This window comes from Evansella sp. AB-rgal1 (genome assembly GCF_041820985.1).
In the GTDB taxonomy this organism is placed as follows: Bacteria; Bacillota; Bacilli; order Bacillales; family Salisediminibacteriaceae; genus Evansella.
The window spans coordinates 60,610-84,231 of record NZ_JBGUAU010000023.1; the positions used below are offsets into that span (position 1 = coordinate 60,610).

24 protein-coding genes and 1 riboswitch are annotated in these 23,622 nt (G+C 39.5%); of the genes, 9 read left to right on the forward strand and 15 right to left on the reverse strand.

Features of this window, described 5'->3' with window-relative positions; translation table 11 throughout:
- Positions 1 to 33 precede the first annotated feature (33 nt).
- From ACERII_RS18260 to recX, 3 genes are all read right to left on the reverse strand, one after another.
- Positions 34 to 348 (reverse strand): YfhH family protein, encoded by a 315-nt coding sequence (locus tag ACERII_RS18260; RefSeq protein WP_373644214.1) that lies wholly within the window; start codon positions 346 to 348, stop codon positions 34 to 36.
- Positions 349 to 574: 226 nt separating this feature from the next.
- On the reverse strand, positions 575 to 2,245 hold the full coding sequence (locus ACERII_RS18265) for an L-lactate permease (protein ID WP_373644215.1): 1,671 nt from the start codon (positions 2,243 to 2,245) through the stop codon (positions 575 to 577).
- Positions 2,246 to 2,438: 193 nt separating this feature from the next.
- Entirely contained in the window at positions 2,439 to 3,257 is an 819-nt protein-coding gene (gene recX / locus ACERII_RS18270) for a recombination regulator RecX (RefSeq protein WP_373644216.1), read from the reverse strand.
- 433 nt (positions 3,258 to 3,690) lie between these two features.
- Here recX and ACERII_RS18275 point away from each other — a divergent pair, with 433 nt between their 5' ends.
- From ACERII_RS18275 to ACERII_RS18295, 5 genes are all read left to right on the forward strand, one after another.
- The gene (locus tag ACERII_RS18275) at positions 3,691 to 4,590 is read left to right on the forward strand and encodes a TIGR01777 family oxidoreductase (protein WP_373644218.1); all 900 of its coding nucleotides are present in this window, start codon (positions 3,691 to 3,693) and stop codon (positions 4,588 to 4,590) included.
- A 239-nt stretch (positions 4,591 to 4,829) separates the two neighbouring features.
- On the forward strand, positions 4,830 to 4,955 hold the full coding sequence (locus tag ACERII_RS18280; protein WP_373644219.1) for a YfhE family protein: 126 nt from the start codon (positions 4,830 to 4,832) through the stop codon (positions 4,953 to 4,955).
- A 38-nt stretch (positions 4,956 to 4,993) separates the two neighbouring features.
- Positions 4,994 to 5,158, forward strand: coding sequence for a YfhD family protein (locus ACERII_RS18285; RefSeq protein ID WP_373644220.1), 165 nt, complete (start codon positions 4,994 to 4,996; stop codon positions 5,156 to 5,158).
- Between the two features lie 206 nt (positions 5,159 to 5,364).
- Entirely contained in the window at positions 5,365 to 5,577 is a 213-nt protein-coding gene (locus ACERII_RS18290) for a PLDc N-terminal domain-containing protein (protein ID WP_373644221.1), read from the forward strand.
- Positions 5,578 to 5,699: 122 nt separating this feature from the next.
- Positions 5,700 to 6,572 carry a hypothetical protein gene (locus ACERII_RS18295; protein WP_373644222.1) on the forward strand — a complete coding sequence of 291 codons (873 nt, stop codon included), beginning with the start codon at positions 5,700 to 5,702 and terminating at the stop codon, positions 6,570 to 6,572.
- 64 nt (positions 6,573 to 6,636) lie between these two features.
- Here ACERII_RS18295 and treR read toward each other — a convergent pair whose 3' ends face one another.
- The 6 genes from treR to ACERII_RS18325 form a co-directional block, all read right to left on the reverse strand.
- A complete protein-coding gene (gene treR / locus ACERII_RS18300; RefSeq protein WP_373644223.1) occupies positions 6,637 to 7,353 on the reverse strand; it encodes a trehalose operon repressor in 717 nt (238 codons plus the stop codon).
- A gap of 24 nt (positions 7,354 to 7,377) precedes the next feature.
- A complete protein-coding gene (gene treC, locus ACERII_RS18305; RefSeq protein WP_373644224.1) occupies positions 7,378 to 9,066 on the reverse strand; it encodes an alpha,alpha-phosphotrehalase in 1,689 nt (562 codons plus the stop codon).
- A gap of 248 nt (positions 9,067 to 9,314) precedes the next feature.
- Positions 9,315 to 9,734 (reverse strand): hypothetical protein, encoded by a 420-nt coding sequence (locus ACERII_RS18310; protein ID WP_373644225.1) that lies wholly within the window; start codon positions 9,732 to 9,734, stop codon positions 9,315 to 9,317.
- Positions 9,735 to 9,966: 232 nt separating this feature from the next.
- Positions 9,967 to 10,782 carry a FixH family protein gene (locus ACERII_RS18315; RefSeq protein ID WP_373644226.1) on the reverse strand — a complete coding sequence of 272 codons (816 nt, stop codon included), beginning with the start codon at positions 10,780 to 10,782 and terminating at the stop codon, positions 9,967 to 9,969.
- A 102-nt stretch (positions 10,783 to 10,884) separates the two neighbouring features.
- A complete protein-coding gene (locus tag ACERII_RS18320) occupies positions 10,885 to 11,427 on the reverse strand; it encodes a histidine phosphatase family protein (RefSeq protein WP_373644227.1) in 543 nt (180 codons plus the stop codon).
- Positions 11,428 to 11,534: 107 nt separating this feature from the next.
- Positions 11,535 to 11,987 (reverse strand): NUDIX hydrolase, encoded by a 453-nt coding sequence (locus ACERII_RS18325; protein ID WP_373644228.1) that lies wholly within the window; start codon positions 11,985 to 11,987, stop codon positions 11,535 to 11,537.
- Between the two features lie 379 nt (positions 11,988 to 12,366).
- Positions 12,367 to 12,442: riboswitch (glycine riboswitch) on the forward strand.
- 92 nt (positions 12,443 to 12,534) lie between these two features.
- Between ACERII_RS18325 and ACERII_RS18330 the strand changes: the two genes are divergently transcribed.
- The 3 genes from ACERII_RS18330 (at position 12,535) to ACERII_RS18340 (ending at position 15,238) form a co-directional block, all read left to right on the forward strand.
- Positions 12,535 to 12,810, forward strand: coding sequence for an ACT domain-containing protein (locus ACERII_RS18330; RefSeq protein WP_373644240.1), 276 nt, complete (start codon positions 12,535 to 12,537; stop codon positions 12,808 to 12,810).
- Positions 12,811 to 12,825: 15 nt separating this feature from the next.
- The gene (locus ACERII_RS18335; protein WP_373644229.1) at positions 12,826 to 14,187 is read left to right on the forward strand and encodes a PFL family protein; all 1,362 of its coding nucleotides are present in this window, start codon (positions 12,826 to 12,828) and stop codon (positions 14,185 to 14,187) included.
- 178 nt (positions 14,188 to 14,365) lie between these two features.
- Positions 14,366 to 15,238 carry a metallophosphoesterase gene (locus tag ACERII_RS18340; RefSeq protein WP_373644230.1) on the forward strand — a complete coding sequence of 291 codons (873 nt, stop codon included), beginning with the start codon at positions 14,366 to 14,368 and terminating at the stop codon, positions 15,236 to 15,238.
- Positions 15,239 to 15,257: 19 nt separating this feature from the next.
- Here ACERII_RS18340 and ACERII_RS18345 read toward each other — a convergent pair whose 3' ends face one another.
- Positions 15,258 to 15,818, reverse strand: a complete 561-nt coding sequence (locus ACERII_RS18345) for a GNAT family N-acetyltransferase (protein WP_373644231.1) — start codon at positions 15,816 to 15,818, stop codon at positions 15,258 to 15,260.
- 423 nt (positions 15,819 to 16,241) lie between these two features.
- On the opposite strand from ACERII_RS18345, the gene ACERII_RS18350 reads away from it, so the two are divergent.
- Complete coding sequence (locus tag ACERII_RS18350; RefSeq protein ID WP_373644232.1) at positions 16,242 to 16,961, forward strand: 2OG-Fe(II) oxygenase; 720 nt, start codon at positions 16,242 to 16,244, stop codon at positions 16,959 to 16,961.
- A gap of 157 nt (positions 16,962 to 17,118) precedes the next feature.
- Here ACERII_RS18350 and ACERII_RS18355 read toward each other — a convergent pair whose 3' ends face one another.
- The 5 genes from ACERII_RS18355 to ACERII_RS18375 all read right to left on the reverse strand — a co-directional run bounded on the left by ACERII_RS18355 (position 17,119) and on the right by ACERII_RS18375 (position 23,370).
- Complete coding sequence (locus ACERII_RS18355; protein WP_373644233.1) at positions 17,119 to 17,868, reverse strand: PepSY domain-containing protein; 750 nt, start codon at positions 17,866 to 17,868, stop codon at positions 17,119 to 17,121.
- Between the two features lie 898 nt (positions 17,869 to 18,766).
- Entirely contained in the window at positions 18,767 to 19,501 is a 735-nt protein-coding gene (locus ACERII_RS18360; protein ID WP_373644234.1) for a PepSY domain-containing protein, read from the reverse strand.
- Positions 19,502 to 19,504: 3 nt separating this feature from the next.
- A complete protein-coding gene (locus tag ACERII_RS18365) occupies positions 19,505 to 20,863 on the reverse strand; it encodes a sensor histidine kinase (RefSeq protein ID WP_373644235.1) in 1,359 nt (452 codons plus the stop codon).
- On the reverse strand, positions 20,860 to 21,564 hold the full coding sequence (locus ACERII_RS18370) for a response regulator transcription factor (protein ID WP_373644236.1): 705 nt from the start codon (positions 21,562 to 21,564) through the stop codon (positions 20,860 to 20,862). Before ACERII_RS18370 ends, ACERII_RS18365 begins: the two co-directional genes overlap by 4 nt.
- Positions 21,565 to 21,696: 132 nt before the next feature.
- On the reverse strand, positions 21,697 to 23,370 hold the full coding sequence (locus ACERII_RS18375) for a CocE/NonD family hydrolase (RefSeq protein ID WP_373644237.1): 1,674 nt from the start codon (positions 23,368 to 23,370) through the stop codon (positions 21,697 to 21,699).
- Between the last annotated feature and the right edge of the window lie 252 nt (positions 23,371 to 23,622).

Consider the following 23,622-nt stretch of genomic DNA (forward strand, 5'->3'; position numbering starts at 1 on the left):
TCAAATCATCTGCTTTGCTCCAGAAGCTTTTTACTACTTTTTCGATCCCAACAAGGAAATTGGCAATGCCTCTTCCTCTTGACCATTATTTCGATGCCCCCAGGCGAATACCCCGTTCATATAAACAATACGAAATGTTTCTGCTTCTGAATTCCTAATTTCATAAACATCATCTGGCTTGAATACAGATGGATCCATCATATACGCTTGTGCCATTGTAATTTTACGTTCATGCACAGCAAATTCGTTGATCATCCCCATTTGTTCGGCCTTTTGTGCTTTTACTTTTAGTTGAGCAATTTCGTCCATTAGCTCTTGGTGTGTCATTTCACTGTATTTCTTATCCATTATGGCCCCCTCTTAAAACTTTGTAGTCCCATTTAATCATATTATAAATGGAGAACAAATTGTGGAAAAGGAATTTGCATTTTGTTTTGGAAAACTTCGGGTGTTTTTCCATTTCTGCTCTCATCCCAGCTCTTAACGGAAATTAAACGCACGTTGTTTTCCATTTCCGCTAAAACCCAATGACATATGGAAAACAAAGTACTTTTTTCCACCCCTAAGAGTGTCATCACCTCAACACCGACAACACTAAGCCTATTACCCCTGTAAAAATCGCGTAATAGAGCATTGGAACGATGGTCATTCTTATAATCGTTCCTTCCTTTCCAACAAGTCCAACTACAGAAGCTGCTGCAACCACGTTTAGAACACAGATCATATTACCTCCATTAGCTCCTAATATCTGTAGGGAAAGGATAAGCCGAGGGTCAGCTCCGATTTGATCCGCAACACTCGTCTGAAACAAAGAAAACATCATGTTACTAAAGGTTGCACTACCAGAGATAAACGAGCCCAACGCACCAATGAATGGAGCAACGACAGGCCAAGCTCCTCCCATTAACGCAGATACTGTGTTCGCTAATTCAAGTGGCATACTGAGCAATCCACTTTCGTTTACACCTGAATTAATAAAAATTCGCACCATAGGAACGGCAGTAAATAGTGTGATTGCAGTTCCTACAACCGCTGTACCTGAACGTGTAAATGCAGCCATGGCCATCTTACCGCTCATTCCATGAATAAATATTGTACAAATTACAACGATTAGAAAAACAAAGCCTGGTAAATAAAAGGGCTCTAAATTTGCACTTATATTGGAACCCAAAATATCAGACCAGCCTACTTGAATACTTCTTAGGAATGTTTTCAAAGGTAAAACTTCTAGTCGTGTTAAAACAAGAATAAAGCCAACAAGCAAGTAAGGAATCCACGCCTTTACTAGTGACAATTGAACTCTTGGTTTCATATCCGTATCATTTGCATCTAAATTACCAATCCATCCTTCAAGCCAGTTTTCTCTTTTAGGAAAATCCCATTCCTCTTTTGGTAACAAGAATCCTTTTTTCACCGCTGGAACCACAATAGCTAGGCCCACTAATCCACCAAAGATAGAAGGGAATTCAGGTCCTAAAAACGTAGCAACGAGAAAAGCTGGAACAGTAAAACTTAAACCAGCAAAAATGGCAAATTTCCAGATAGCTAGTCCTTCTTTCCATGATTTGTTTTCCCCGAAAAAACGAGTAAGCATAGCGACAATTATTAGAGGCATGGTTGTTCCAACGATAATGTCAATTTGCATCACTTGTGCAGCTATCTCTCGAAGGAAAAAAAACATACCTCCGCTTTCCGCTACATACGATTGAGCAACTTGCGTTATTGTTGCGCCTTCCTGCAACCCTTGATCAATCCCGACAATTACGGGAGTACCAACAGCCCCAAAAGAAACAGGACTACTATCAGCAATTAACGCTAGAACCACTGCAGCTAGTGGTGGAAAACCAAGCGCTACAAGTAAAGGAGCACCAATTGCAGGTGGTGTTCCAAATCCTGCTGCCCCTTCAATAAATGCACCAAATAGCCAGGCAATAATAATTAATTGAACTCTCCGATCCCCTGTTATTCCCATAAAACTCGTTCGAATCGTGTCTATTGCTCCTGAAAGTTTTAACGTATTTAATAATAAGATCGCCCCAAAAACAATATATAAAATAGAAATACCTACAATGATGCCTTCAATCATGGAAGCTGCAATAATTTGAAACGGTACTTGCCAATAAACTACAGCTAATACAGCCGTTGCAAATAGACTAATTGCCATTGCTTTCACTGCTGGAAATCGAAATACAACAAGAAATAACATGACAGATATAATAGGAGTGAGTGCTACAATCGTCTTCATATCCATTTCCTTTCTTTATGTAAAATCTATTAAATACTTAGCTTATCGCAAAGTACTTAATAGCAACAACATAGGTTTTATGCTTTACCCCTTTAGAAGGTTAAGTATTTCTTATGTATAAAAAGCATGTAAGAGACCTCTATACATACTTGTTACATTCCCCTATTCCACCCTAATTTATGAAAAATGTAGTTCATCTCTCTTTATTTCCCTGAAGCCAACGGTCAATTAAATCCATAGTAAAGCCCTTTTGATATAACTGCTGCTTTATCCGTTGATTTTGTTCCCACTCATCATATTTACTAAACTTCTTAAGTGCCTTTTCTCCTTGCTTATTCAGCGCCGTCCATTCAACATCTTCTACATCTTGCTCTTTCAAACTAACCTCTATGGCCTCATTGATAACATTGGAAGTATATCCTTTCTGAAGCAAAAATTGATATAGCTTTTGTTTTCTCATGCGTAGACCATCAGAACGATAACTAGAAGATTTTTTGATTGCAACAGCAATCGCATTATCTATTTGTTCTTGTAGCGGATATTCTTGAAGTGCTACATCAATTCGTTTTTGAGAAATTCCCTTTTCATACAATTCTTGCTCAATAAGCTTAGGACCTTTTTTCTGTGTGTTTTTTTTCGTTCGAACAAAAGCATTAGCGAACATTTGATCATCCAAAAACTGTAGCTCCTTTAGTCTGTCTAAAATTTGTAGAGCCTTCTCGTTTGGGATATCCATATCTTTTAGATAATCCAATACCTCTTTTTCCGAGCGCATCCGATAGGAAAGATAGTTTAGCGTTTTTTGAAAAGCTTTATCTATATTATCCTCCGAGCGAATTGTTTCAATATCTTCTTCCGACAATTCTAATCCTTTGCTTAAGTGACGACGTATTAAAATGTCCTCTGAGACAGTAAAACCGTACTGCTCTTCCTTGGATTTTGGATCTGTTATGTATACGTGAAATCTATCTTTTCTTTTTTTAGCAATTGTTATTTTGGATATTATGGGCATGCTCTCACCTCCTCCTTATACTATCATATCTACCTTGAAAATACGTATCACAGACTATCTAGTAATACTAACTTTGTTGTTTATTATTCCATTCGATTCAGCCCACTCCTTTCCAGTGGGGAGTTGCTGAGCCTCCTCACGACTCCGTCGCTGCGGTGTCTCGCCTTTACTCTGCTTCCCACCGGAGTTCGTGGACCTGCGCCCATTGCATATATAGTTAAAAATACTATCAATACTCATTGAGTATTTTCATATTCCATGGTGAAATAATCACTTTGATGGAAGTCTACTGAAAATCCGTAACCTCAATAAGTGGTTAACCTATCAAGTATATCAGAGTCTGTGTAAGAGCTGGTCCTTGAAAAAATGTTTCGTATTTCTGTTAAAAAGGGAATGTGGTGTATATAATTTAGCTATATGAGGAGGGGTTTCTATGAAAATTGCAATCGCAGGTGGATCTGGATTCATAGGAAAAACGGTTAGCTCGAAATTAATTGAATTGAATCATGACGTTTATATTTTGACAAGAAATCCTAACAATAAACAAAAAAAAGGTGTTCAGTTTGTTCAATGGTTGTCTAAAGGCTCTACGCCCGAGAAAGAGCTAGAAGGAATTGATGCTTTCATAAACCTAGCAGGAGAAAATTTAAATAGTGGACGTTGGACGAAAGCAAAGAAAGAAGAAATCTTACAAAGCAGAATTTCAGCTACAAACGAAGTTGTGCGAATTATTAAAGCCCTTAAAAAGAAACCGGAAGTACTAGTAAATGGATCTGCTGTCGGTTTTTACGGAACATCCATACAGAACACCTTTACCGAGGCAGACAGTCATCCCGGCAGTGATTTTCTAGCTACGGTTGTTCGTGAATGGGAAAATACAGCTTCAAAGGCATCGGACGACGTGCGTGTGGTATTCTCCCGATTCGGAATGGTGATCGACAAAGATGAAGGCGCACTCAAAAAAATGTTACTTCCCTTCAAATTGTTTATTGGAGGAAACTTAGGATCTGGTCAACAATGGATGTCATGGGTACACATTGAAGATGTAGCAAACACACTTATTTTTTGCATAGAAAACAAGCAATTAGAAGGCCCTGTTAATGTAACTGCTCCAAATCCAGTACGGATGAAAGAGTTTGGTAAAACAGTTGCTGCTGAGTTAGGACGCCCATACTGGGCACCTGTTCCTGGGTTCTTCCTGCGTGTGGCATTAGGCGAAATGAGCGTGTTGGTTGTAGAAGGCCAGCGTGTTTTACCGAAAAAATTAGAAGAAGCGAATTTTCAGTTCCAATTTCCTGAGTTGACTCCAGCTATTAAAGATTTATTATCATAGAGTACTTTATGTTCATTCTTTATGACGATGTTGCGGCGACGAGGCAATTCCACTTCCAATCTTGGGATTGTCTCGCAACTATTGCACCACGATCATGCAACTCCAACTCTTCTTTCTTTTCTCCGTTCGTGCTCCTTGAAGCTCCAGCCAAAACTGCATGTGAAAAGTGTCGACATTTGTATAACTTTTCCTGTTGATGGTCATACTAGTTAGGACAATAAAACAATGAGGTGAGCGAAATGGAAAGCAAGAAAAGAAAGATTAAAGACGAGCGAAAAGTGTTAAGTAAAACTCAAGAAGTATTATATCAACATGAGTTTAAAGCTGCTGATCGAGCTTTTAACCGTTCAAAAGGAAATTTATAATCTAGCTTTCCAACAACCAGATGAAAGGGTGACCTTCTATGCATAATGAAAAAGATCGCACTAATACAAACAATCAAGACACAGAAGACATCTCTGTAAACATTGAGGAAGAGTATTCCGAGGAACTTGCTGATGTAGAAGATCGTGAAGCTCAAGCACGTGCAAAAGCAGCAGATACAAGAGTACACAAAGATAATATATAATTAAAAGCGAAGCTTTTTCATGGTTCCTCTTTGCAATCATGAAAGAACTTCGCTTTTTTTATCAAAGAAAAACTTCATGTAAGATCCCCTCCCCCTTTAAAATATTGTGACACTATAAACTTTCTTTTCGTTTTCGGTGTTCAAAAGAAGAAATTAAAGGTATCATTAGAGTGTAACTAATTTTTATATAAGGGGAATAGATCAAAATGATGATGGTGGATTTTCCAGTTTTTCTATTTTTGTTTCTCTTGATCGGCCTAGGGTTATTTATACTTAACATCGTTACAAGTATTTGGGCTTATCGAGATTCATTGCGGCATGGAAATAGTAAAGAATTCAGTATCGTTGTTTTAATAGGCACATTATTTTTCCCTGTAGTTGGCCTTATCGTTTATTTAGTGATTCGGAAGGATGCATGATTCAAAGAACCATACATCTAAGAAAATTCCTTTCATTCAACTCCATTGTAAAAGTAAGTACACATTTCAATACACGTACTGAACTGTAAAAAATATGAATTAATGAAAGGATAGGTGAGCGTATGAGTTCATTAACGCCTTGCTTGTTAGGAAAAAAAGTATTTATGGATGGAACAAATCAACGTTATTATGTCGTGAAATATGAGGAACATAGCGGCAAAAAAAAGAAGAATGTCCTCTTGTTTGATCAAGATGCCCCGGTTATTTTTGCAGTCATTAATCATGATGGGAAATTCCTTGATTCTTTCTACTTGTCTAACAAAACAACAGAAGATTCAGCTCAAGCATTAGAAAGATACAAACAAATCGTAGAAAGAAAAAAACGTCATAAAGTTACTCAAGACGATTTGAGGGACTCTTTAAAATCCGTAGATGATGCAAAAATGAAAAACGAGCACATCAAAAAACATCTAATAGATGAGCATTTAGAAGATATTAAACACCTATGGCCCTCTCGTCTTCTGACTCTTCAAATAACAGAAGGTAAATCAGAAAACTCCTTAATTATAGACGCACTAAGGATTGCTGTGGATGAAGCAAACCCAGTAAAGTCTTTCCAATTTTTAACTCTACACAGATTCGATTCTCTTATCCCTATATTAGGAAAGCATATTGAAAGTCAGCCACAACTGATTGATGAAATCTCCAATTACTATTTAAGTCATGACCACAAGGACATTGTTGAAGAATTCCTTTATGAAGCAGTAAAACATATTCCAATGCAAGAACAAGCATTGATTGAGAAGCTATTACAAACAGCGAAACGAATGGATCATATATATTATTCCAATGTTTTACGTCATGTACTTGGGAAATTTTTCAACCGTGTGAAAAAGGAAACTGGTGAAGCACCAAAGGATTGGTTAAAAGAAATGATTCAAGACCGAACTTTGAAACATTCCATTGTGAAAGAATTAAAGAAGAAAACAGGTTAATAAAATCACCCAACAACAGACAAGGGGCTGAAAGAGTTGTATTTCAACTTTTCCAGCCCCTTTTTTATTGATGTGTTCGTCTTGCAAAGTCCACGAAACGAAATTTATCTGGTCGATGGCGAGATTCTGTATATTGAAAAATACTTGCATCATCAAAATAGACGAAATTTTTCACAACGACGATATTGGAAAATCCCTCGAGATGCAGCAATTCTCTATCCTCTTCTGTTGGTTCAACGACAACAATTTCTTTTTTCGCAAAACTTATTTTTAAGCCTAATTCATTTTCAATATATTCATAAATAGAATTCTTACAGATTTCTTTCGTAAGTGTAGTAATATATTCTTGGTTAAAAAAGTCTTTATCCAGGATAATTCGCTCTCCATCGATTTCCCTTACTCGATGAACCTCCCATACCTTTCCCTTTGTTGGGAGTTTGAGGGTCGTTGCAAGTTCAACAGTCGGTGTAACTAACTCTAACTTCTCTACATGGGTTTGATGGTTCCCTCCTAATTGGTCGGCAAGCTCTTTAAAGCTGACGAGACCTGAAATAGGAAAATCAAATTTCTTCGCATCTAAAACAATGGAACCTTTCCCCTGCACTTTTTGAATAAACCCGTTCTGTGCAAGAAGCGTTAATGCTTTTCGAATAGTTTCTCTCGATGTATCAAACATTTCCATAAAATCATGCTCTGATGGAAGTTTCGATTGTGGAGCGTATTTCCCCTTACGAATATCGTCTGCAAGGTCCTGATAAATCTGAAGATATTTATTTTTCATTCTGCATCACCATCAATAAGTGTATCATTCTTTCTTTAAATGATAAACAAGCGACTCATACGGTCGTAACGCTATGTGAGATGGGTTTGCTTCAGAATCATCGTAATTCGATAGGATTAGTTCACAGTGATAGTCCGCTAACTTTTGTTTTCCTGAAAAAGTAAATTTGGCAGTTTCTTCGTAGAAGTTGTTGACTACCAAGAGTATTTCGTCGTCGTATTCGCGAATGTATGCAAATAGCTGTTTATCGCCTTCGTGCAGGAGTTGATAATCTCCGTGGGTGATGATGTCGTACTCTTTTCGGAGCTGAATGAGCTTTTTGTAAAAATAAAATATGGAGTCTGGATCATAGATTGCCTGCTCTGCATTAACTTCCTTATAGTTGTTTGTGACATTGATCCACGGTGTGCCCGTTGTGAAGCCGCCGTGCTCTGTGCTGTTCCATTGCACAGGTGTTCGTGAGTTATCACGGGATTTCTCTTTGATGATTTCCATGATTTCTTGTTCTGTGCGGCCTTCTTCTTTCATTTTTTTATAGATGTTTAAGGTTTCTACGTCGCGATATTGGTCAATTGATTCAAATTTCGGATTGGTCATTCCGAATTCTTCCCCTTGGTAAATGTACGGGGTTCCTTGCATCATGTGTATGGTTGTTGCGAGCATTTTGGCTGATTTATTGTGATACGTTTCGTCGTTTCCGTAGCGACTTACGATTCTTGGCTGGTCATGGTTGCACCAGAATAGGGCGTTCCAGCCGCCACCTTTATTCATTTCCACTTGCCATGTGGAAAGGATTTGTTTTAGCTTTTGAAAGTCAAAAGGAGCCTTTGTCCACTTTTCTCCGTTTGGATAATCCACTTTCAAATGATGGAAGTTGAATGTCATGCTGAGCTCATTTCGTTCAGGGTTTGTGTATTGAATGCAATGATCTATCGTTGTGGAACTCATTTCTCCGACAGTCATGACGTCATATTTGGAAAAAACTTGTTTGTTCATTTCTTGCATAAATTCGTGCACCCGTGGTCCGTCGGTGTAAAACTTGCGACCATCTCCTGGTTGGGTAGAGCCATCATCGTTTGGATACCTCTGATCTTTGGAGATTAAGTTAATTACATCTAGTCGGAAGCCGTCCACTCCTTTTTGGAACCAATAGTGCATCATGTCATACACATCGTCACGAACACTTTCGTTTTCCCAGTTGAGATCAGCTTGTGTTACGTCAAAAAGGTGTAAGAAATATTGGCCTGTGTTTTCGTCGAATTCCCAAGCGGAGCCACCAAATTTGGACTCCCAGTTTGTTGGTTCTGCTCCGTCCACTGAATCTTTCCAAATATAATAATTACGGTATGGGTTGTCTCTTGATAAAGCAGCCTTTTTGAACCATTGATGTTCTGTGGAAGTGTGGTTCACCACGATGTCCATGATTACTTTTATGTTGCGATTATGTGCACCCTCTAGTAACCTATCGAAATCCTCCATCTTGCCATATTCTTCGTGGATGTTGTAATAATCGCTTATGTCGTAACCATTATCATTTTGGGGTGATTTATAAATAGGTGTAAGCCAGATCACATCTACGCCTAGTTCATTTAAATAATCTAATTTGTCGATTATCCCTTGAATATCTCCTACACCATTGCCTGTTGTGTCGTTAAAACTTTTCGGATAGATTTGATAAACGACGGACTTTCTCCACCATTCGTTCATGTTCATAGCATACCCTCCATACTGAAAACACTATTTGTCTCTCTTTCTTATAAGGTGACCTATTTTAGTCATGCCCTACATTTCATTTCTCAAAAGTAAAATTTGGTGTGGGATTAGTTTTTGTTGTAATTCTATTGTAATTTGTATATACAAGTTAAGTCAAATGATCATGTTAATGAATTGGAAATTGGGATTCCCATTGCCACCTTCTTTCCGCTCCTTCGGGTATTGAAGTGGACTTCCAATTCCCGTTGCTACCTTCTTCCCACTCCTTCGGGAATTGAAGTGGACTTTCGATTCCCTTTGCCACCTTCTTTCCGCTCCTTCGGGAATTGAAGTGGACTTTCGATTCCCATTGCCACCTTCTTCTCGCTCCTTCGGGAATTGATGTGGACTTTCAATTCCCGTTGCCACCTTCTTCTCGCTCCTTCGGGAATTGAAGTGAACTTTCGATTCCCGTTGCTACCTTCTTTCCGCTCCTTCGGGAATTGATGTGGACTTTCAATTCCCGTTGCCACCTTCTTCTCGCTCCTTCGGGAATTGAAGTGGGCTTTCGATTCCCGTTGCCACCTTCTTTCCGCTCCTTCGGGAATTGAAGTGGACTTTCGATTCCCGTTGCCACCTTCTTCACGCTCCTTCGGGAATTGATGTGGACTTTCGATTCCCGTTGCCACCTTCTTTCCGCTCCTTCGGGAATTGAAGTGGACTTTCGATTCCCCTTGCCACCTTCTTTCCGCTCCTTCGGGAATTGAAGTGAATATGCTTCTATGTATCTTTGCAAACGAGATTACGAAGAGCCGATGACGCCTGGAGCTAGACAACTTTCTAAGTTCAAAAAGGTTTCTTATCTTTTAACCAAAAAACCCATGGTTCCTTAAAGGAACCATGGGTCAACACTTAAACGATTTAGTCTACCACAATAATTTTCCGCTCCACATGTTCGTGTAATTCATCATCTTCTATATGAATGACAACATGATAGTCACCCGCGTCCTCAAAGCGATGTGTTAGAGAATATACTCCGTTCTCCACTTCTTCTGCATCTAGCCATTGATGAACTTCGTCACCGTGCTGATATATTTCAAATCTTACTTCTCCATTTGACCAAGGACTTCCATGCCACTCAATTGCAACAATAAGGTCTACTTCCCCATCTACTGAAACTTCTTCAGCAGATTTCCACTCCACGTTCATGTGCTCATGAAGTTCGTGGTGGCCATGATCGCCACCATGAGATTCATGACCGTGATCGCCATGATCATGATGACCACCCTGCTCTTCATGATCTTCGTCCAAGATATCTTCAGGTACATCACCAATGATGATTTCGCCCACTGGCATCACGTGCATGTCACGCGCTGTCACATGTGGTTGAATAAAATAAAGATTTTCTTCGGTGAATTGATAGACGATCTCGTAGACTCCATCTTCCTCTGTTAAGTCAGCTTCCACAAATTCACTTTCGTCTTTGTTTCCACGCTGCCAAATTTCAAACAACACTTCACTAGCATCGTTCACCTTTTCATCTCCTTGAGTAACAAAGGCTTGCAATATCACATCTTCAAAAGGATCTGCTTCTTCAGGAGCAATAATCTCTACTTCTAGTGGAGCAAAATTAAGCTCCGGTTGAGAACCATGTTGGTGATTATTTGAATCACCGCACGCAGTTAAAAATATAATGAAAGACAAAACAAATAGACCTATTTTCCAATATCGACTCATTTTACACACCTCAGTTATCACATGTACTCTCTATCCCCTATATTGTATACGATAGTAGCTACTATGTATAATTAACTGCATAAAAATAGTGGAAAGAATATGTTATTCCTTCCATATTCTTTCCACATTCACACCTTTTTTATCTAAAGTTAATAAAAACACATCTGGGTTTGATAACCGTTTCCATTGTTCAAAACCAAATTTATGATCGAAATAATATAATAATAATGCCATTAAATTTCCGTGAGTAACGATTACAGTAGATTCATCTTCACTTTGCACGATGTCGTCTATGACACTTACCACACGACTTAATGCTTCTTCACTGGATTCTCCACCTACGTACTTTATATTCATGTTTTCAAAGGTTCGTTCTAGTTTTTCCAACCAATCATCCAGATCTTCCGTGCTCAAAATTCTTTCAGAAAGTCTTGGGTCTATATCTATATCCATGTCTCTATCCTCAGAAAGAGGCTTAATTGAATCAATTGCTCTTTGAAATGGACTTGTTATTATACGATCAATTTGAATCTTTGAAAATAATTTTACTAAAGCAAAGGATTGTTGAACCCCATCTTCCGTAAGCAAAGATTCTGGTGGCTGCCCCTCTGCCTGACAATGTCTTACAATGTAAATTTTTTGCATGTTTACAGTGCTCCTTTTTAAAGTATAAAGAAATGTAATGTTATTTCTCTTACTCTTTTTTAGGTAAATGGACTGTCTTTCTTTCAAAGATTACATATAATTTCTTTCTAATTATATCCCTTTAGATAGCATTCTATATATGTACGAAAATTTTTCTTCATCTCTTTCGGAAGTTCCTCGATAGGAAAGTAGGACACCTGTATAGATTCTATTCCATCTACTTTCAAAGAACCTCCTACTATATCATTTGATTCATAGAGAGCGGTTACAGAATAAAATTGATCTCCATTTGGTAACTTGATATAGAACTCTGGTCCAGAGAATATGCGTTGAAACCTAAGTTTTCCAAGAAGTAATCCAGTTTCTTCTTGAACCTCTCTTCTTGCGGTATCTTCTAGCGATTCTCCTAAGTCCATTAGTCCTCCTGGTAATCCCCACTCACCGTCTGGTCGCTGTTGTAACAACAACTCTTCCTTTTCATTAAATACTAGAACTGCTGCACCAACTAAAATTAATGGTCTCGTTCCTACTAATTTACGTAAATCTTTCACATACTCCATACTTCACCTTCTATGTTTTACATACGCAATAATCAAATAGTATCATATTTACCAAATAATTTGAATTTTTTACAGTATATTTTTATATATTGATTGCAATTTCAAATTATGACGATATATTGAAGTTTATGAACTAAATTGACTAGTTAGGGAAAAACTGATACTATCACTTTAACACTTTAATAGGTTGTTCAAAAAGTCCGGTAAAATTCACACATCGAATTTCTTCGTTGGCCTGCTTTTACGTTCCTCACGTATTACCTGTATACGTTCCGGTACTCAAAGCTACGCCGCCTCGAACTTCTCGATCCTTTTTATCCTCCTTTTTGAACACACACTTTAATAAAACGCGGTGAATGCTATGGATAAAACTATAGCGGGAGCAGCTTCTGGAGAGTCCGCATAAGCGGCGCCGAAGGATTCACAATCTCAGGCAAAAGGACAGGAGAGTAACAGGATGATTTTTGTTCGTTATTCTATTGCCTATTTGAGATTGGATGTAATCCAATCTTTTTTTATTTTTAAAAACACGATAGAGGTGACTAGTATGGAACAAAAACGTGCAATAGTGAGTGTCATTGGAAAGGACCAAGTTGGTATTATCGCGAAGGTAACAACAGTTTTAGCAGAAAACAATATCAATGTACTCGACATAAGCCAAACGATTCTACAAGATTTCTTTACGATGATGATGTTAGTAGATGTGTCAGAGCTAGATGACTTAGACTTATTACATGAAAAATTTGAAGAAACTAGTAAAGAACTCAGTTTGAAAATAAATATTCAGCTAGAAGATATCTTCCAAGCAATGCACCGAGTGTAAAAGGAGAGATTGAGGATGAACATAGCTTTTGCGGAAATACAAGAAACGATACGAATGGTGCAAATGGAGAGCTTAGATATTCGAACTGTGACAATGGGAATCAACCTTCGAGACTGCGCTGACTCCGATTTTTCCAAATTAAATAAACGAGTTTATGAAAAAATTACTGGTTATGCAAGCAACTTAAAATCTGTTGCTGAGCAAGTAGAAAAAGAGTATGGAATCCCTATTATTAATAAGCGTATCTCTATTACCCCTATTGCTGAAATTCTTGGAAATGCAACGAAGGAAGAAGCAATTGAATTAGCGAAAACCCTCGACCGCGCAGCCAAGGAATTAGGGGTAGACTTTATTGGTGGATATTCGGCACTCGTTCATAAAGGAATATCAAAAGGAGATCAAGTGTTACTTGACGCACTACCCGAAGCCCTTAGCGTTACTGAACGAGTATGCGCATCTATTTCCGTTGCTACAACACGAACGGGAATTAATATGGATGCGGTTCGCCAAATGGGAGAAATTATCAAGAATGCCGCTGAGCTAACAAAGGACCAGAACGGAATTGCATGTGCCAAGCTCGTTGTATTCTGTAATCCTGTGGAAGACAATCCGTTTATGGCTGGTGCTTTTCACGGTGCTGGCGAAGGGGAAGTCGTTCTCAACGTTGGTGTTAGTGGACCGGGTGTTGTACTAAATGCATTGAAACGCTATCCCGATGCTGACTTAGGTCAAGTGTCTGATGTTATTAAGAAGACTACTTTTAAGATTACTCGCGCTGGAGAATTACTAGGCCGTGTTGTTGCTGAACGTCTTGGTGTACCATTTGGAATCATGGATTTATCATTAGCTCCAACAAATGCCATGAACGATAGTGTTGCAGAAATCCTTGAAGAAATTGGGTTAGAACGAGTTGGAACTCATGGAACAATCGCTGCTCTTGCTTTAATGAATGATGCTGTGAAAAAAGGTGGAGCTATGGCCAGCTCTTATGTTGGTGGTTTAAGCGGGGCCTTCATCCCTGTTAGCGAAGACAACGGGATGATTCGTGGAATTGAAGAAGGTGCCCTAACACTATCAAAACTCGAAGCAATGACCTGTGTATGTTCCGTCGGACTCGATATGATTGCCCTAACAGGGGATGTTACTCCTGCAACGTTATCGGCGATTATTGCTGACGAAGCTGCGATTGGCATGATTAATAAGAAAACAACAGCTGTTCGTGTTATTCCTGTTCCTGGGAAAAAAGAAGGGGAAATGGTCGAATTTGGTGGTCTATTGGGTCGTGCACCTGTTATGGGCGTAAACCCATTTAGTTCGGAAAAACTCATTAGCCGTGGTGGAAGAATCCCAGCTCCTTTGCAGGCGTTGATTAATTAACTTGTGGGAGGCGTGTGATTGGTGGAACTACACCAATTACATGCCATCCTGTCTAACCTGCTACCGTGGTAGGTGATACTACAATGGCCCCCAACTCAAGAACCTCCTGCCCACTATTCACTTCCAAAAGTTAGTGCTATACTAAACTGAAAATCTAGCATTCGAAGGAGAAAATAGGGTGGAACGGAAACTTCTCATTTTTCAAAAACATAAATGGATCAAAGTATTTATCACTGCTGTTATTTTGATTGGGGCAACATCCATATTTCTATATGTACAAAACAATGTTTTAACCGTGACGAAACTTGAAATACAATCTGAAAAACTACCATCTAACTTCGATGGATATAAAATTGTTCAGCTCTCCGATTTGCACAACAAATACTTTGGAGAAAATCAAAAGACTCTTATTAGAAAAGTAGAAACGTTTGAACCGGATATCATTGTTTTCACAGGGGATTTAGTAGATCATTCTAAACCAAACTTAGAAGCAGGTATTGTGTTAATGGAGGGTCTTGTGGAACTAGCACCAGTGTATTTCGTTACAGGAAATCACGAATGGTATAGTACTGGATTTTCAGAGTTGGAAGAACAATTAGAGACACATGGAGTTATCGTTCTAAGAAATACATTTGAACAAGTTGCTATGGGTGATCAACATATAACTATTCTAGGCATCGATGATCCTATGAGCAGCCCCGGAAATGATAGAGAGTTTATTAACGACCAACTCTCCTCGATAACTGAGGAACTAGGGTTTCCAGACAACTATACTATTCTCTTATCTCACCGTCCTGAGCATTTAGGTCTTTATGCTTCCCATGAAATGGACCTTATCTTCTCCGGTCATGCGCATGGAGGACAGGTTCGTTTGCCGTTTATCGGCGGGTTAGTTGCTCCTAACCAGGGCTTATTCCCAACGTATACTGCAGGAATGCATGAGCTAGACTCCTCTATTCTCATTGTGAATCGTGGTCTCGGAAATAGCATCATTCCTCAAAGACTATTTAATCGACCAGAGATTATTGTAGTGGAGTTGGTAGCAAAGTAAAAATCAGGTAGATATTCCTCTACCTGATTTTTGAATAGATGCAAGTATTTCGAAGCTCGGTACCATCTGCTGAAACATCATCATGCTTTAAAATAACATCAAGTGAAAATCCCAACCTCTCCGCTACAGCGCGGCTTCTTATATTTTTCTCATCACAACAAATTTCTACACGTCTTGCTTTAAACTCTTCAAAGGCAAATTCCGCAATACGTCCAGCTGCTTCGGTGATATAACCTTTCCCACTTTGACGAGTATCGATCCAGTAGCCTATTTCAAACTTAGGAACATCCCAATCTATTCTATGTAACCCGGAAGATGCGATATATTCACCCGTTTCCTTATGAAAAACTAGTAACCTTAAGTCCTCTCGAGTTAAAAATTTCGCATGTGCTTCGCGAATGTTTTGCTCCACTTCTTCTACTGTTTGCTCTTTTTGCGCAAACGGCATCCAAGGCTTTAATTCCTCCATTGATGCAGTCATTGCCTCGTGAACTACCTTTCCATCACCTGGTCTCGGCATACGGATTAATAATCTTTCTGTGTAAAACTCATTTGGGAAATCTAACAAAATTGGCTTCACTCGCTTCGCCCCCTTTCGATATTAAAGAGTATTCTAACATGATACACTCACAAATGCTTTCTTTTTTTGAAAAGCTTTGTTAATGGAGAACGTTTATTTTAATTCAATGTTAATTTCCGAAAGGTCCGCGATTCCTTGATAAGCTATTGTTTGAAAAAAAAGAGTATGACGTTCCTTGTAATTTGACAAAACCGTCCTGAAGAAGCTTCGATATGTCAAGAAAACGTGCTTTATTTGACAAAACCGTGCTTGATTTTTAAGGATATTTAATTAACAACAAGGGCCCCACATCACATCATTAATTCCCCTAAAAAAAGAGTAGAAATACTAGTTTACAAGATGTAAAATGAATATACATTTCCACAGTAATATCTTATCCATTTCGACATACAGGAGGGAAGTACAGGATAAATAGAAAAACGAATGTATAAATCAATCTTAATTTTTCTGAAATATCAAATTATTAGTAAAGAGGTTGATGAAAAGTTGACAATGGATGCGAAAGATCTTCCAATGAAAGAAGCGACGATATTTAGTCATGTTGGGAATAAGATTATAACAGATGATCGTGAAATTAAGATTATTGCTAGGTTAGAGGAACCTCTCATCGTCATTCTAGGAAATGTATTAAGTGAGGAAGAGTGTGATGAATTAATTCAGTTATCCAAAGATAAAATGGAACGTTCGAAAATAGGAAATACACGATCAGTAGATGAACTGCGAACTAGTAGCAGCACGTTTTTACAAGAAGGAGAAAACGAGGTTGTTGCTAGAATAGAAAAAAGAATCTCACAAATCATGAGTATTCCTGTAGAACATGGAGAAGGCGTTCAAGTTCTCCATTATCAAATTGGTCAAGAATACAAAGCTCATTTTGACTATTTCTCATCGGCAAGCAATCGAGTAAATAACCCTCGGATTAGCACGCTTGTTATGTATCTAAGTGATGTGGAGCATGGTGGAGAAACCTATTTTCCGAAACTTAAATTCTCCGTATCTCCACAAAAGGGAATGGCCGTGTATTTTGAATACTTTTATAATGATCCAGCTTTGAACGAGCTTACATTACATGGTGGAGCACCTGTAATCATAGGGGATAAATGGGCGGCAACCCAGTGGATGAGAAGAAAGCAAGTAAACTAAGAAGAGTCGCTAGCTACGAAAATTAACAAAATATTTTTCATAATATATAAGAAGGCATGGGCACCTGGACTACCAGTTTCCCCATGCCTTTTTCATGTATCATTTACCCCTTTGTATCTTTCAAGAGAACCTATCCCTGGAAAATCTCACTACCTAATCAATCATAATCAACATAAACTATTTCTCCAGTGAAAACATCGATGTAAACTTCTACATCATCATCGTCATCTCCGAATTCTACTTCCACTTCATATACTAGTCTTCCATTCTTTGTTTCTAGCTCAATATCATCAACATACCCTCTACCTACAAAGTTAAGCGCAATATCAGCTGCTTGCTGTGGAGTTATCATCTCAGAATTAGCCGGTGTACTTACAGAAGATCTACTTTCTGAACGAGTAGGATTCGTGCTTACATTCCCAGTTGTTTTCGCATATTTACGAATATCATCCTCAATATAAATCACTTCACCAGTAAATGCATCAATATAAACATCACCATCATTGTCATTAAACTCTACTTCGATCTCATAAACAAGACGATCTCTTTTTGTTTCAAGCTCAATATCATCGATTTTTCCATTCTCGAAAAGCTCTCTCACAATGGACACTGCCTGATCTACATTGATCATCGTTCCATTTCCAGAAGAGACATTGCCACGATCATCATCGTTCGAATCACTATCACCTTCAGCTACACCTTGTGCAATTCTAACCGCTTCTCCTGCAGTAATGATCACTCTGCTATCATTAGAATCATCATCGTTCAGCTCACCAGCAACACTTTTCACCTCATTACTCACATCTCTGTCATCCACATCCTCATTGAATTGACTCGATGCAAAACCAATCGCAGCTCCACCAACTAAAAACACACTTACTAAAATAACAATTACTTTCTTTAACATGTTTGTTTCCTCCTTGATTTCTTTGATACTCTTATCTTAATCAAGGAAAATGAAAACACCCTTAGAGAAAAATGAGAAATTGATGAGAATTAATAGAATGTGGGAATTGGAAGCCGAATGAAGTGAGTCTTCATGATTACCCTACTTTCTCTTTTCTTCCTCCATCGGGTGCCATGACACCTTCATAGTTACCCAACTCACCTTTTTCTTCCCGGTTCGGTCACTTTACCCCCTTCATAGTTACCCAACTTCGCCCTCCCTTCCTGGTTCGGTCACTTTAACACCTTCATAGTTACCCAACTCAACTTTTTCTTCCCGGTTCGGTCACTTTACCCCCTTCATAGTTACCCAACTTCGCCCCCCTTCCTGGTTCGGTCACCATCAAACCTTCATAGTTACCCAACTCACCCTTTTCTTCCCGGTTCGGTCACTTTAACGCCTTCATAGTTACCCAACTCACCTTTTTCTTCCCGGTTCGGTCACTTTAACACCTTCATAGTTACCCAACTCACCTTTTTCTTCCCGGTTCGGTCACTTTAACACCTTCATAGTTACCCAACTCACCTTTTTCTTCCCGGTTCGGTCACTTTAACGCCTTCATAGTTACCCAACTTCGCCTTTTCTTTCTGGTTCGGTCACTTTAACACCTTCATAGTTACCCAACTCACCTTTTTCTTCCCGGTTCGGTCACTTTAACGCCTTCATAGTTACCCAACTTCGCCCTCCCTTCCTGGTTCGGTCACCATCAAACCTTCATAGTTACCCAACTCACCTTTTTCTTCCTCGTTCGGTCACCATGACGCCTAGTTCTAGACAGAGGGACGATATTTTTGCTCCCCCAAAACAAAAAACAAACGCTAATCTCCTCACCATTAGCGTTTGCCCCTACTACCTATCCTCAATCATCCCACTCAACCGAAAGGATCTCTCCCGTATATGCATCAATGATTAACGTCGCTTCTCTGTCCGTCTCCTTGTTTTCAATCTCAATTTCATAAACAAGCCTGCCATTCTGCTCCTCTAAATCCACGTCATCCACTTCCCCATTGACCTCACCTAACGCAATCTCAATCGCACGATCACGAGTAATTGGCCCAGCCGAAGAATCATCATCCTCCACAGCATCAATAGAATAAAGCAAAATCTCTCCCGTCAAAGCATCCACTTCAAATCGACCAATACCATCCGGTTGCTCCAACTGAATCCGATAAATGAGTCTCCCCTCCTGCTCCACTAACTCCAAATTGAGAACTCGAGAATCCTCCGACACCGTTTCCTTAATAATACGCTCCGCTTCTTCCATTCCAATTGGAGAAATCTCATGCCCAGGACCGTCCACATACTCATCATCCCGGTCCGCCAACTTATTCATAATATGGATCAGCCCCGACTCCCCATCCATTTGAATGTAATACACCCCGTTCGGCGAAAGAAACTCCACATCATAATACGGATGACCATTTCGCTGCACCAACTCAATGGAAGTGACTTGACCAGAGAATCGATCACTAACAATTTCCGCCACCTCTTCCTCCAACAACGCAGCATCCGTCGAAGAAATCATCAACACAAACACCACACCAACCAACAACACCGCACCTACACCAAGAAACAAATACAACCTCTTCACCACAAATCACCCCCCTTCCCCTTTAGGCAAAGTAACGAAGAACGTCGAACCAACACCCTCCAAACTCTCCACACGAATATCACCCATATGAACATCCACAATCCCCTTCGCAATCGCTAGACCCAAGCCAGAACCACCCGTTTTCCGACTACGCGCCTTATCAACACGGAAAAACCGCTCAAACACCCGTGGAATATCCTCATCCGGAATCCCAACACCATAATCCTTAACCGCTATTTCCACCGACTCTCCCTTTTCGGCTAAAACAACATCCAATTTTTCGTCACTATATTTCAATCCGTTCTCCAGTAGGATGAACAGTAACTGTTTTAACTTCCCTTCATCACCTTGAACCACTAATCGCTCCCACTGCGACTGCACGTTGATATCTCTTTGGAAAGCAACCTCCAATTTATGCGCTGTTTCTTCCACTATTTTTTTCAACTCAACAGGACTCACATTACTATGTGCTGCCGAATCATCTGTGGCAAGGGCAAGCATCTGATTCGTCATTTCCTTCATTCGCTGCGATTCAGAAAAAATAGCTTCGACAGCTTCCTCCAGCACATCTGGCTTTTGCATACCCCAACGCTTTAGCAATCGCGCATAACTTTCAATCACCGTTAATGGAGTTTTTAATTCATGAGACGCATCTGACACAAATTGCTGTTGTCGCTCAAAGTTTTTCTTCAACAAGTCTATCATATGATTAAACGAGATCCCCATTTGATCGAGCTCGTCCTTAGACTGTTCTCTTACCTCAATTTTCTTAAAGGTTCCTTGCTCCCGAATTTCATTCATCGTTGCCACCAACGCCTTTATCGGTTGTAGAATAAATCGACTTAACGCTCTTCCAGCAAAAAACGACGGTACGATAATCAATAATGATGCGACAATCAATATAATCTGTAACGTACTTACAGCTTCTTCGTAGAATACCATGGGTTCATATACTTCAAGAGTTACGATGGATCCATCCGACCAAATAACAGGAGTCCGAACGACAGCATAATAAGACCCATCAAAATTGGCTTTTTCCATTTGCTCCTGATTGGTGTACATCGTTTCTATATCATTCAGGTGAAGCTCTTTCGTTACGGAAACAATGGGTCTTCCGTTTTCCCGAATAACTCGGACCATCCCATCTCCAGGTACATATGCTTGAAGCATCTCACTAGGATTATGAGATTCCATTCCTGTTGGACGAATCGCCTCTACGATCGTATGGGCTCTCGATACGGCACGGTTCAGCTCCGCATTCGTCGTTTGACTTTCGAACACAAAATAAATACTCATATTCACTAGTAAAAGTAAGATTAGAAGAAAAAATGTGGAAAACAAGCTAATACGATGAGATAACTTCATTCCTTTAACTCCTTCATCACATATCCAACACCACGAACCGTTTGAATAATAGGTTTATCGAAGGCCTTATCAACTTTTTGTCGCAAATATCGAATGTACACGTCCACGATGTTCGTGTCTCCCACATAATCAAATCCCCAAACCTTATCCATTAATTGCTCTCTCGTTAACACTTGATTTGGGTGCTGTAGTAAAAAAACGAGCAGATCAAATTCTCTCGGTGTTAGTTCAATTTCCGTTTTTCCCCGAACAACATCCCTTGTGACTGTATTTACTTTTAGATCAGAAAACTGGAAAACTTGCTCTGACTCTTCGTTAGCCGCTGTTTGATTTCCGTTTACTCTTAAACAAGCACGAATTCTCGCAAGGAGCTCCTCAATCTCAAATGGCTTCGTCACATAATCATTCGCCCCTTGATCTAACCCAGTTACCTTATCTACGACAGCATCTCTGGCTGTAAGCATGATAACAGGTGTGCTATTCCCACTTCCACGTAGTCTTCTTAACACTTCCATCCCACTGAGTTTCGGCAGCATGACATCTAATAAAACTAGATCCCACGTACCCTCTTGAAGCATTTGCCACGCTATCAAACCATCTTCCGCCACATCTATTTTATATCCTTCGTACTCTAACTCTAGTTGAATAACCCGGGCAATATTCACTTCATCCTCCACAACTAAAATACGCTCCTGGCTCATGTTCTCCACCGTTCCCTTTCGTTTTTCCCGATTTTACTTATCATATTACACAAAACTGTCAAAATGGAAAAGGAAACAAATTTTCCAATATAAAAAGAGGCTATCGTTTTGACTAACGATAACCCCTTCGTTTTATCTAGGAATAATTGGAAGCAATACAGAAGATGGATGCTCCTCATCGTGATAAATTGTTTGCTTCGCTACCTTCATTTCTGTTGTTTGACCCAACACATCTCCTGTGTTTAAATTTCGGTCATATTTAGGAAATGCACTAGATGCAATTTCAATTCGGATACAATGACCTTTTTTGAAAACATGAGACGTATTCCAGCAATCTACTTCATACTCATAAATTTTCCCTGGCTCAATAAGAGTCGGATTCTCCATCCCTTCGCGGAACCTCGCTCGCACCATTCCATCTGTTAACCGCTGGGAAAAACCATTTGGTCGTACGTCCAATAACTTTACCATAAAGTCCGTGTCCTTCGCATCGGAGGACGCAAACAGTGTTGCCTTAATTGGCCCTGTTACTTCCGTATCTTCCTCGAGTGGCGGTGTTGTATAAACAAGCACATCGTCTCTTCGTTCAATGGCAGCATAATCATCTGGACCACCAATCTGTGCAGAAATCATATCTGTGATAAACGGAACGGCATTTGCTGGATCATAAAGATACTCATCGTTTGGTGCACTATTAATGTTTGTCGGTGGTTCGGTATCTAATCGACCGTCTCCAAAGCGACTGTTCGCATTTCCTTTACTATGTAAATAATATAGTGTCCACTTCGTACGAGCAAGTGGCCATTCATTCTCTTGTCTCCACTCATTGTCACCCATCACAAACATGTCAATGGATGGCTCTTTCATGATCCCGTTATCAAAATCCTTTAACCAATAATCAAACCAACGACGTTGATAGCCGTTTAAATCAATCTGAGAATCTGGACCAAAGTCGAGATCACCTAACTTCGTAGATTTATTGATTTGATGTGGCCATGGTCCCATCAGCATTCGCTGATTTTTTCTTGCGTGCTCCGTTTCTCCAGAGTTGGTCATTCCCATAAAGTTTAGTGGTGTACCAACCTGCTCATCGTCGTACCAACCAGATACGTGCAGGGCTGGAACATCAATTTGATCAAATTTATCTTGATAACAAATATGCTTCCACCAGTCATCGAGTTTTGCATGACTAATTTCTTCTCTCCATTGTGGAAAGTCAAATCCTGCTTCTTTATCCATGTTGATCATAGGTAAGTGATCATAAACTTTCTCCCACTCAACTACATCCACATTCTGCATGACTCGCCCACTTGTCATATACACCCAACAAAGATGTTGAGGGTTCGGTAATCCTGTTGGCCATTCTACAAATGGGTCCGATGGAGTTACGGCAGAAATCATCGCTTTTAAACTCGGTGGCTTTGTAAGCGCAGTTAACCACTGAATTCGTCCGAGATAGGAACCACCCATTGTACCTACTTTTCCAGTACACCAACTTTGAGCCCCAACCCACTCAATACAATCATACCCATCAATTCCATCGTTTCGATAAGGAACAAAGGCGCCATCAGAATCACCGCGACCGCGCACATCAATGTATACAACGGCATATCCGTACTCTGCAAAATAGGTACCTGTTTTATGGATTACATCACTCGTTTTTAAATAAGGAGTTCGCACAACAATTGCAGGATACTCCCCTTCCTGAACCGGTCGATACACATCTGCCGATAGCTCCACACCATCTCTCATAGGTATACGAACATTACGAATTACTCTAGTTTCTACTTTTTCTTGTCGAGCCACACAAACACACTCCTTCATTTCGTTATTACTCTATTATTTCGAGTTTCGAGAGGTTATTCCTCTAATTTAATGTGATGGATTTACAAATTGAAAGAGATTAAGTGTGCTTTTAAAAGATTTTTTAAAAAGGTAATTGTTTTTTCTCACTTTGTGTACGATCTTTACTCAGGTGGAACGAATTTTTACGATTTATGTGCGGGCTTCTCAATTTTATGTGCGGGTTTGGTGAATATATGTGCGGGTTTAGCAATT

Bases quoted from the DNA above. Each gene is read 5' to 3' on its own strand.
- ACERII_RS18350 (WP_373644232.1), top strand. From the start codon at position 16,242: ATGTATAAATCAATCTTAATTTTTCTGAAATATCAAATTATTAGTAAA.
- ACERII_RS18290 (WP_373644221.1), top strand. From the start codon at position 5,365: ATGATGATGGTGGATTTTCCAGTTTTTCTATTTTTGTTTCTCTTGATC.
- ACERII_RS18315 (WP_373644226.1), bottom strand. From the start codon at position 10,782: ATGAGTCGATATTGGAAAATAGGTCTATTTGTTTTGTCTTTCATTATA.
- ACERII_RS18295 (WP_373644222.1), top strand. From the start codon at position 5,700: ATGAGTTCATTAACGCCTTGCTTGTTAGGAAAAAAAGTATTTATGGAT.
- ACERII_RS18325 (WP_373644228.1), bottom strand. From the start codon at position 11,987: ATGGAGTATGTGAAAGATTTACGTAAATTAGTAGGAACGAGACCATTA.
- ACERII_RS18285 (WP_373644220.1), top strand. From the start codon at position 4,994: ATGCATAATGAAAAAGATCGCACTAATACAAACAATCAAGACACAGAA.
- ACERII_RS18365 (WP_373644235.1), bottom strand. From the start codon at position 20,863: ATGAAGTTATCTCATCGTATTAGCTTGTTTTCCACATTTTTTCTTCTA.
- ACERII_RS18260 (WP_373644214.1), bottom strand. From the start codon at position 348: ATGGATAAGAAATACAGTGAAATGACACACCAAGAGCTAATGGACGAA.
- ACERII_RS18265 (WP_373644215.1), bottom strand. From the start codon at position 2,245: ATGAAGACGATTGTAGCACTCACTCCTATTATATCTGTCATGTTATTT.
- ACERII_RS18370 (WP_373644236.1), bottom strand. From the start codon at position 21,564: ATGAGCCAGGAGCGTATTTTAGTTGTGGAGGATGAAGTGAATATTGCC.
- ACERII_RS18280 (WP_373644219.1), top strand. From the start codon at position 4,830: ATGGAAAGCAAGAAAAGAAAGATTAAAGACGAGCGAAAAGTGTTAAGT.
- ACERII_RS18335 (WP_373644229.1), top strand. From the start codon at position 12,826: ATGAACATAGCTTTTGCGGAAATACAAGAAACGATACGAATGGTGCAA.
- treC (WP_373644224.1), bottom strand. From the start codon at position 9,066: ATGAACATGAACGAATGGTGGAGAAAGTCCGTCGTTTATCAAATCTAT.
- treR (WP_373644223.1), bottom strand. From the start codon at position 7,353: ATGAAAAATAAATATCTTCAGATTTATCAGGACCTTGCAGACGATATT.
- recX (WP_373644216.1), bottom strand. From the start codon at position 3,257: ATGCCCATAATATCCAAAATAACAATTGCTAAAAAAAGAAAAGATAGA.
- ACERII_RS18330 (WP_373644240.1), top strand. From the start codon at position 12,535: ATGGAACAAAAACGTGCAATAGTGAGTGTCATTGGAAAGGACCAAGTT.
- ACERII_RS18355 (WP_373644233.1), bottom strand. From the start codon at position 17,868: ATGTTAAAGAAAGTAATTGTTATTTTAGTAAGTGTGTTTTTAGTTGGT.
- ACERII_RS18275 (WP_373644218.1), top strand. From the start codon at position 3,691: ATGAAAATTGCAATCGCAGGTGGATCTGGATTCATAGGAAAAACGGTT.
- ACERII_RS18320 (WP_373644227.1), bottom strand. From the start codon at position 11,427: ATGCAAAAAATTTACATTGTAAGACATTGTCAGGCAGAGGGGCAGCCA.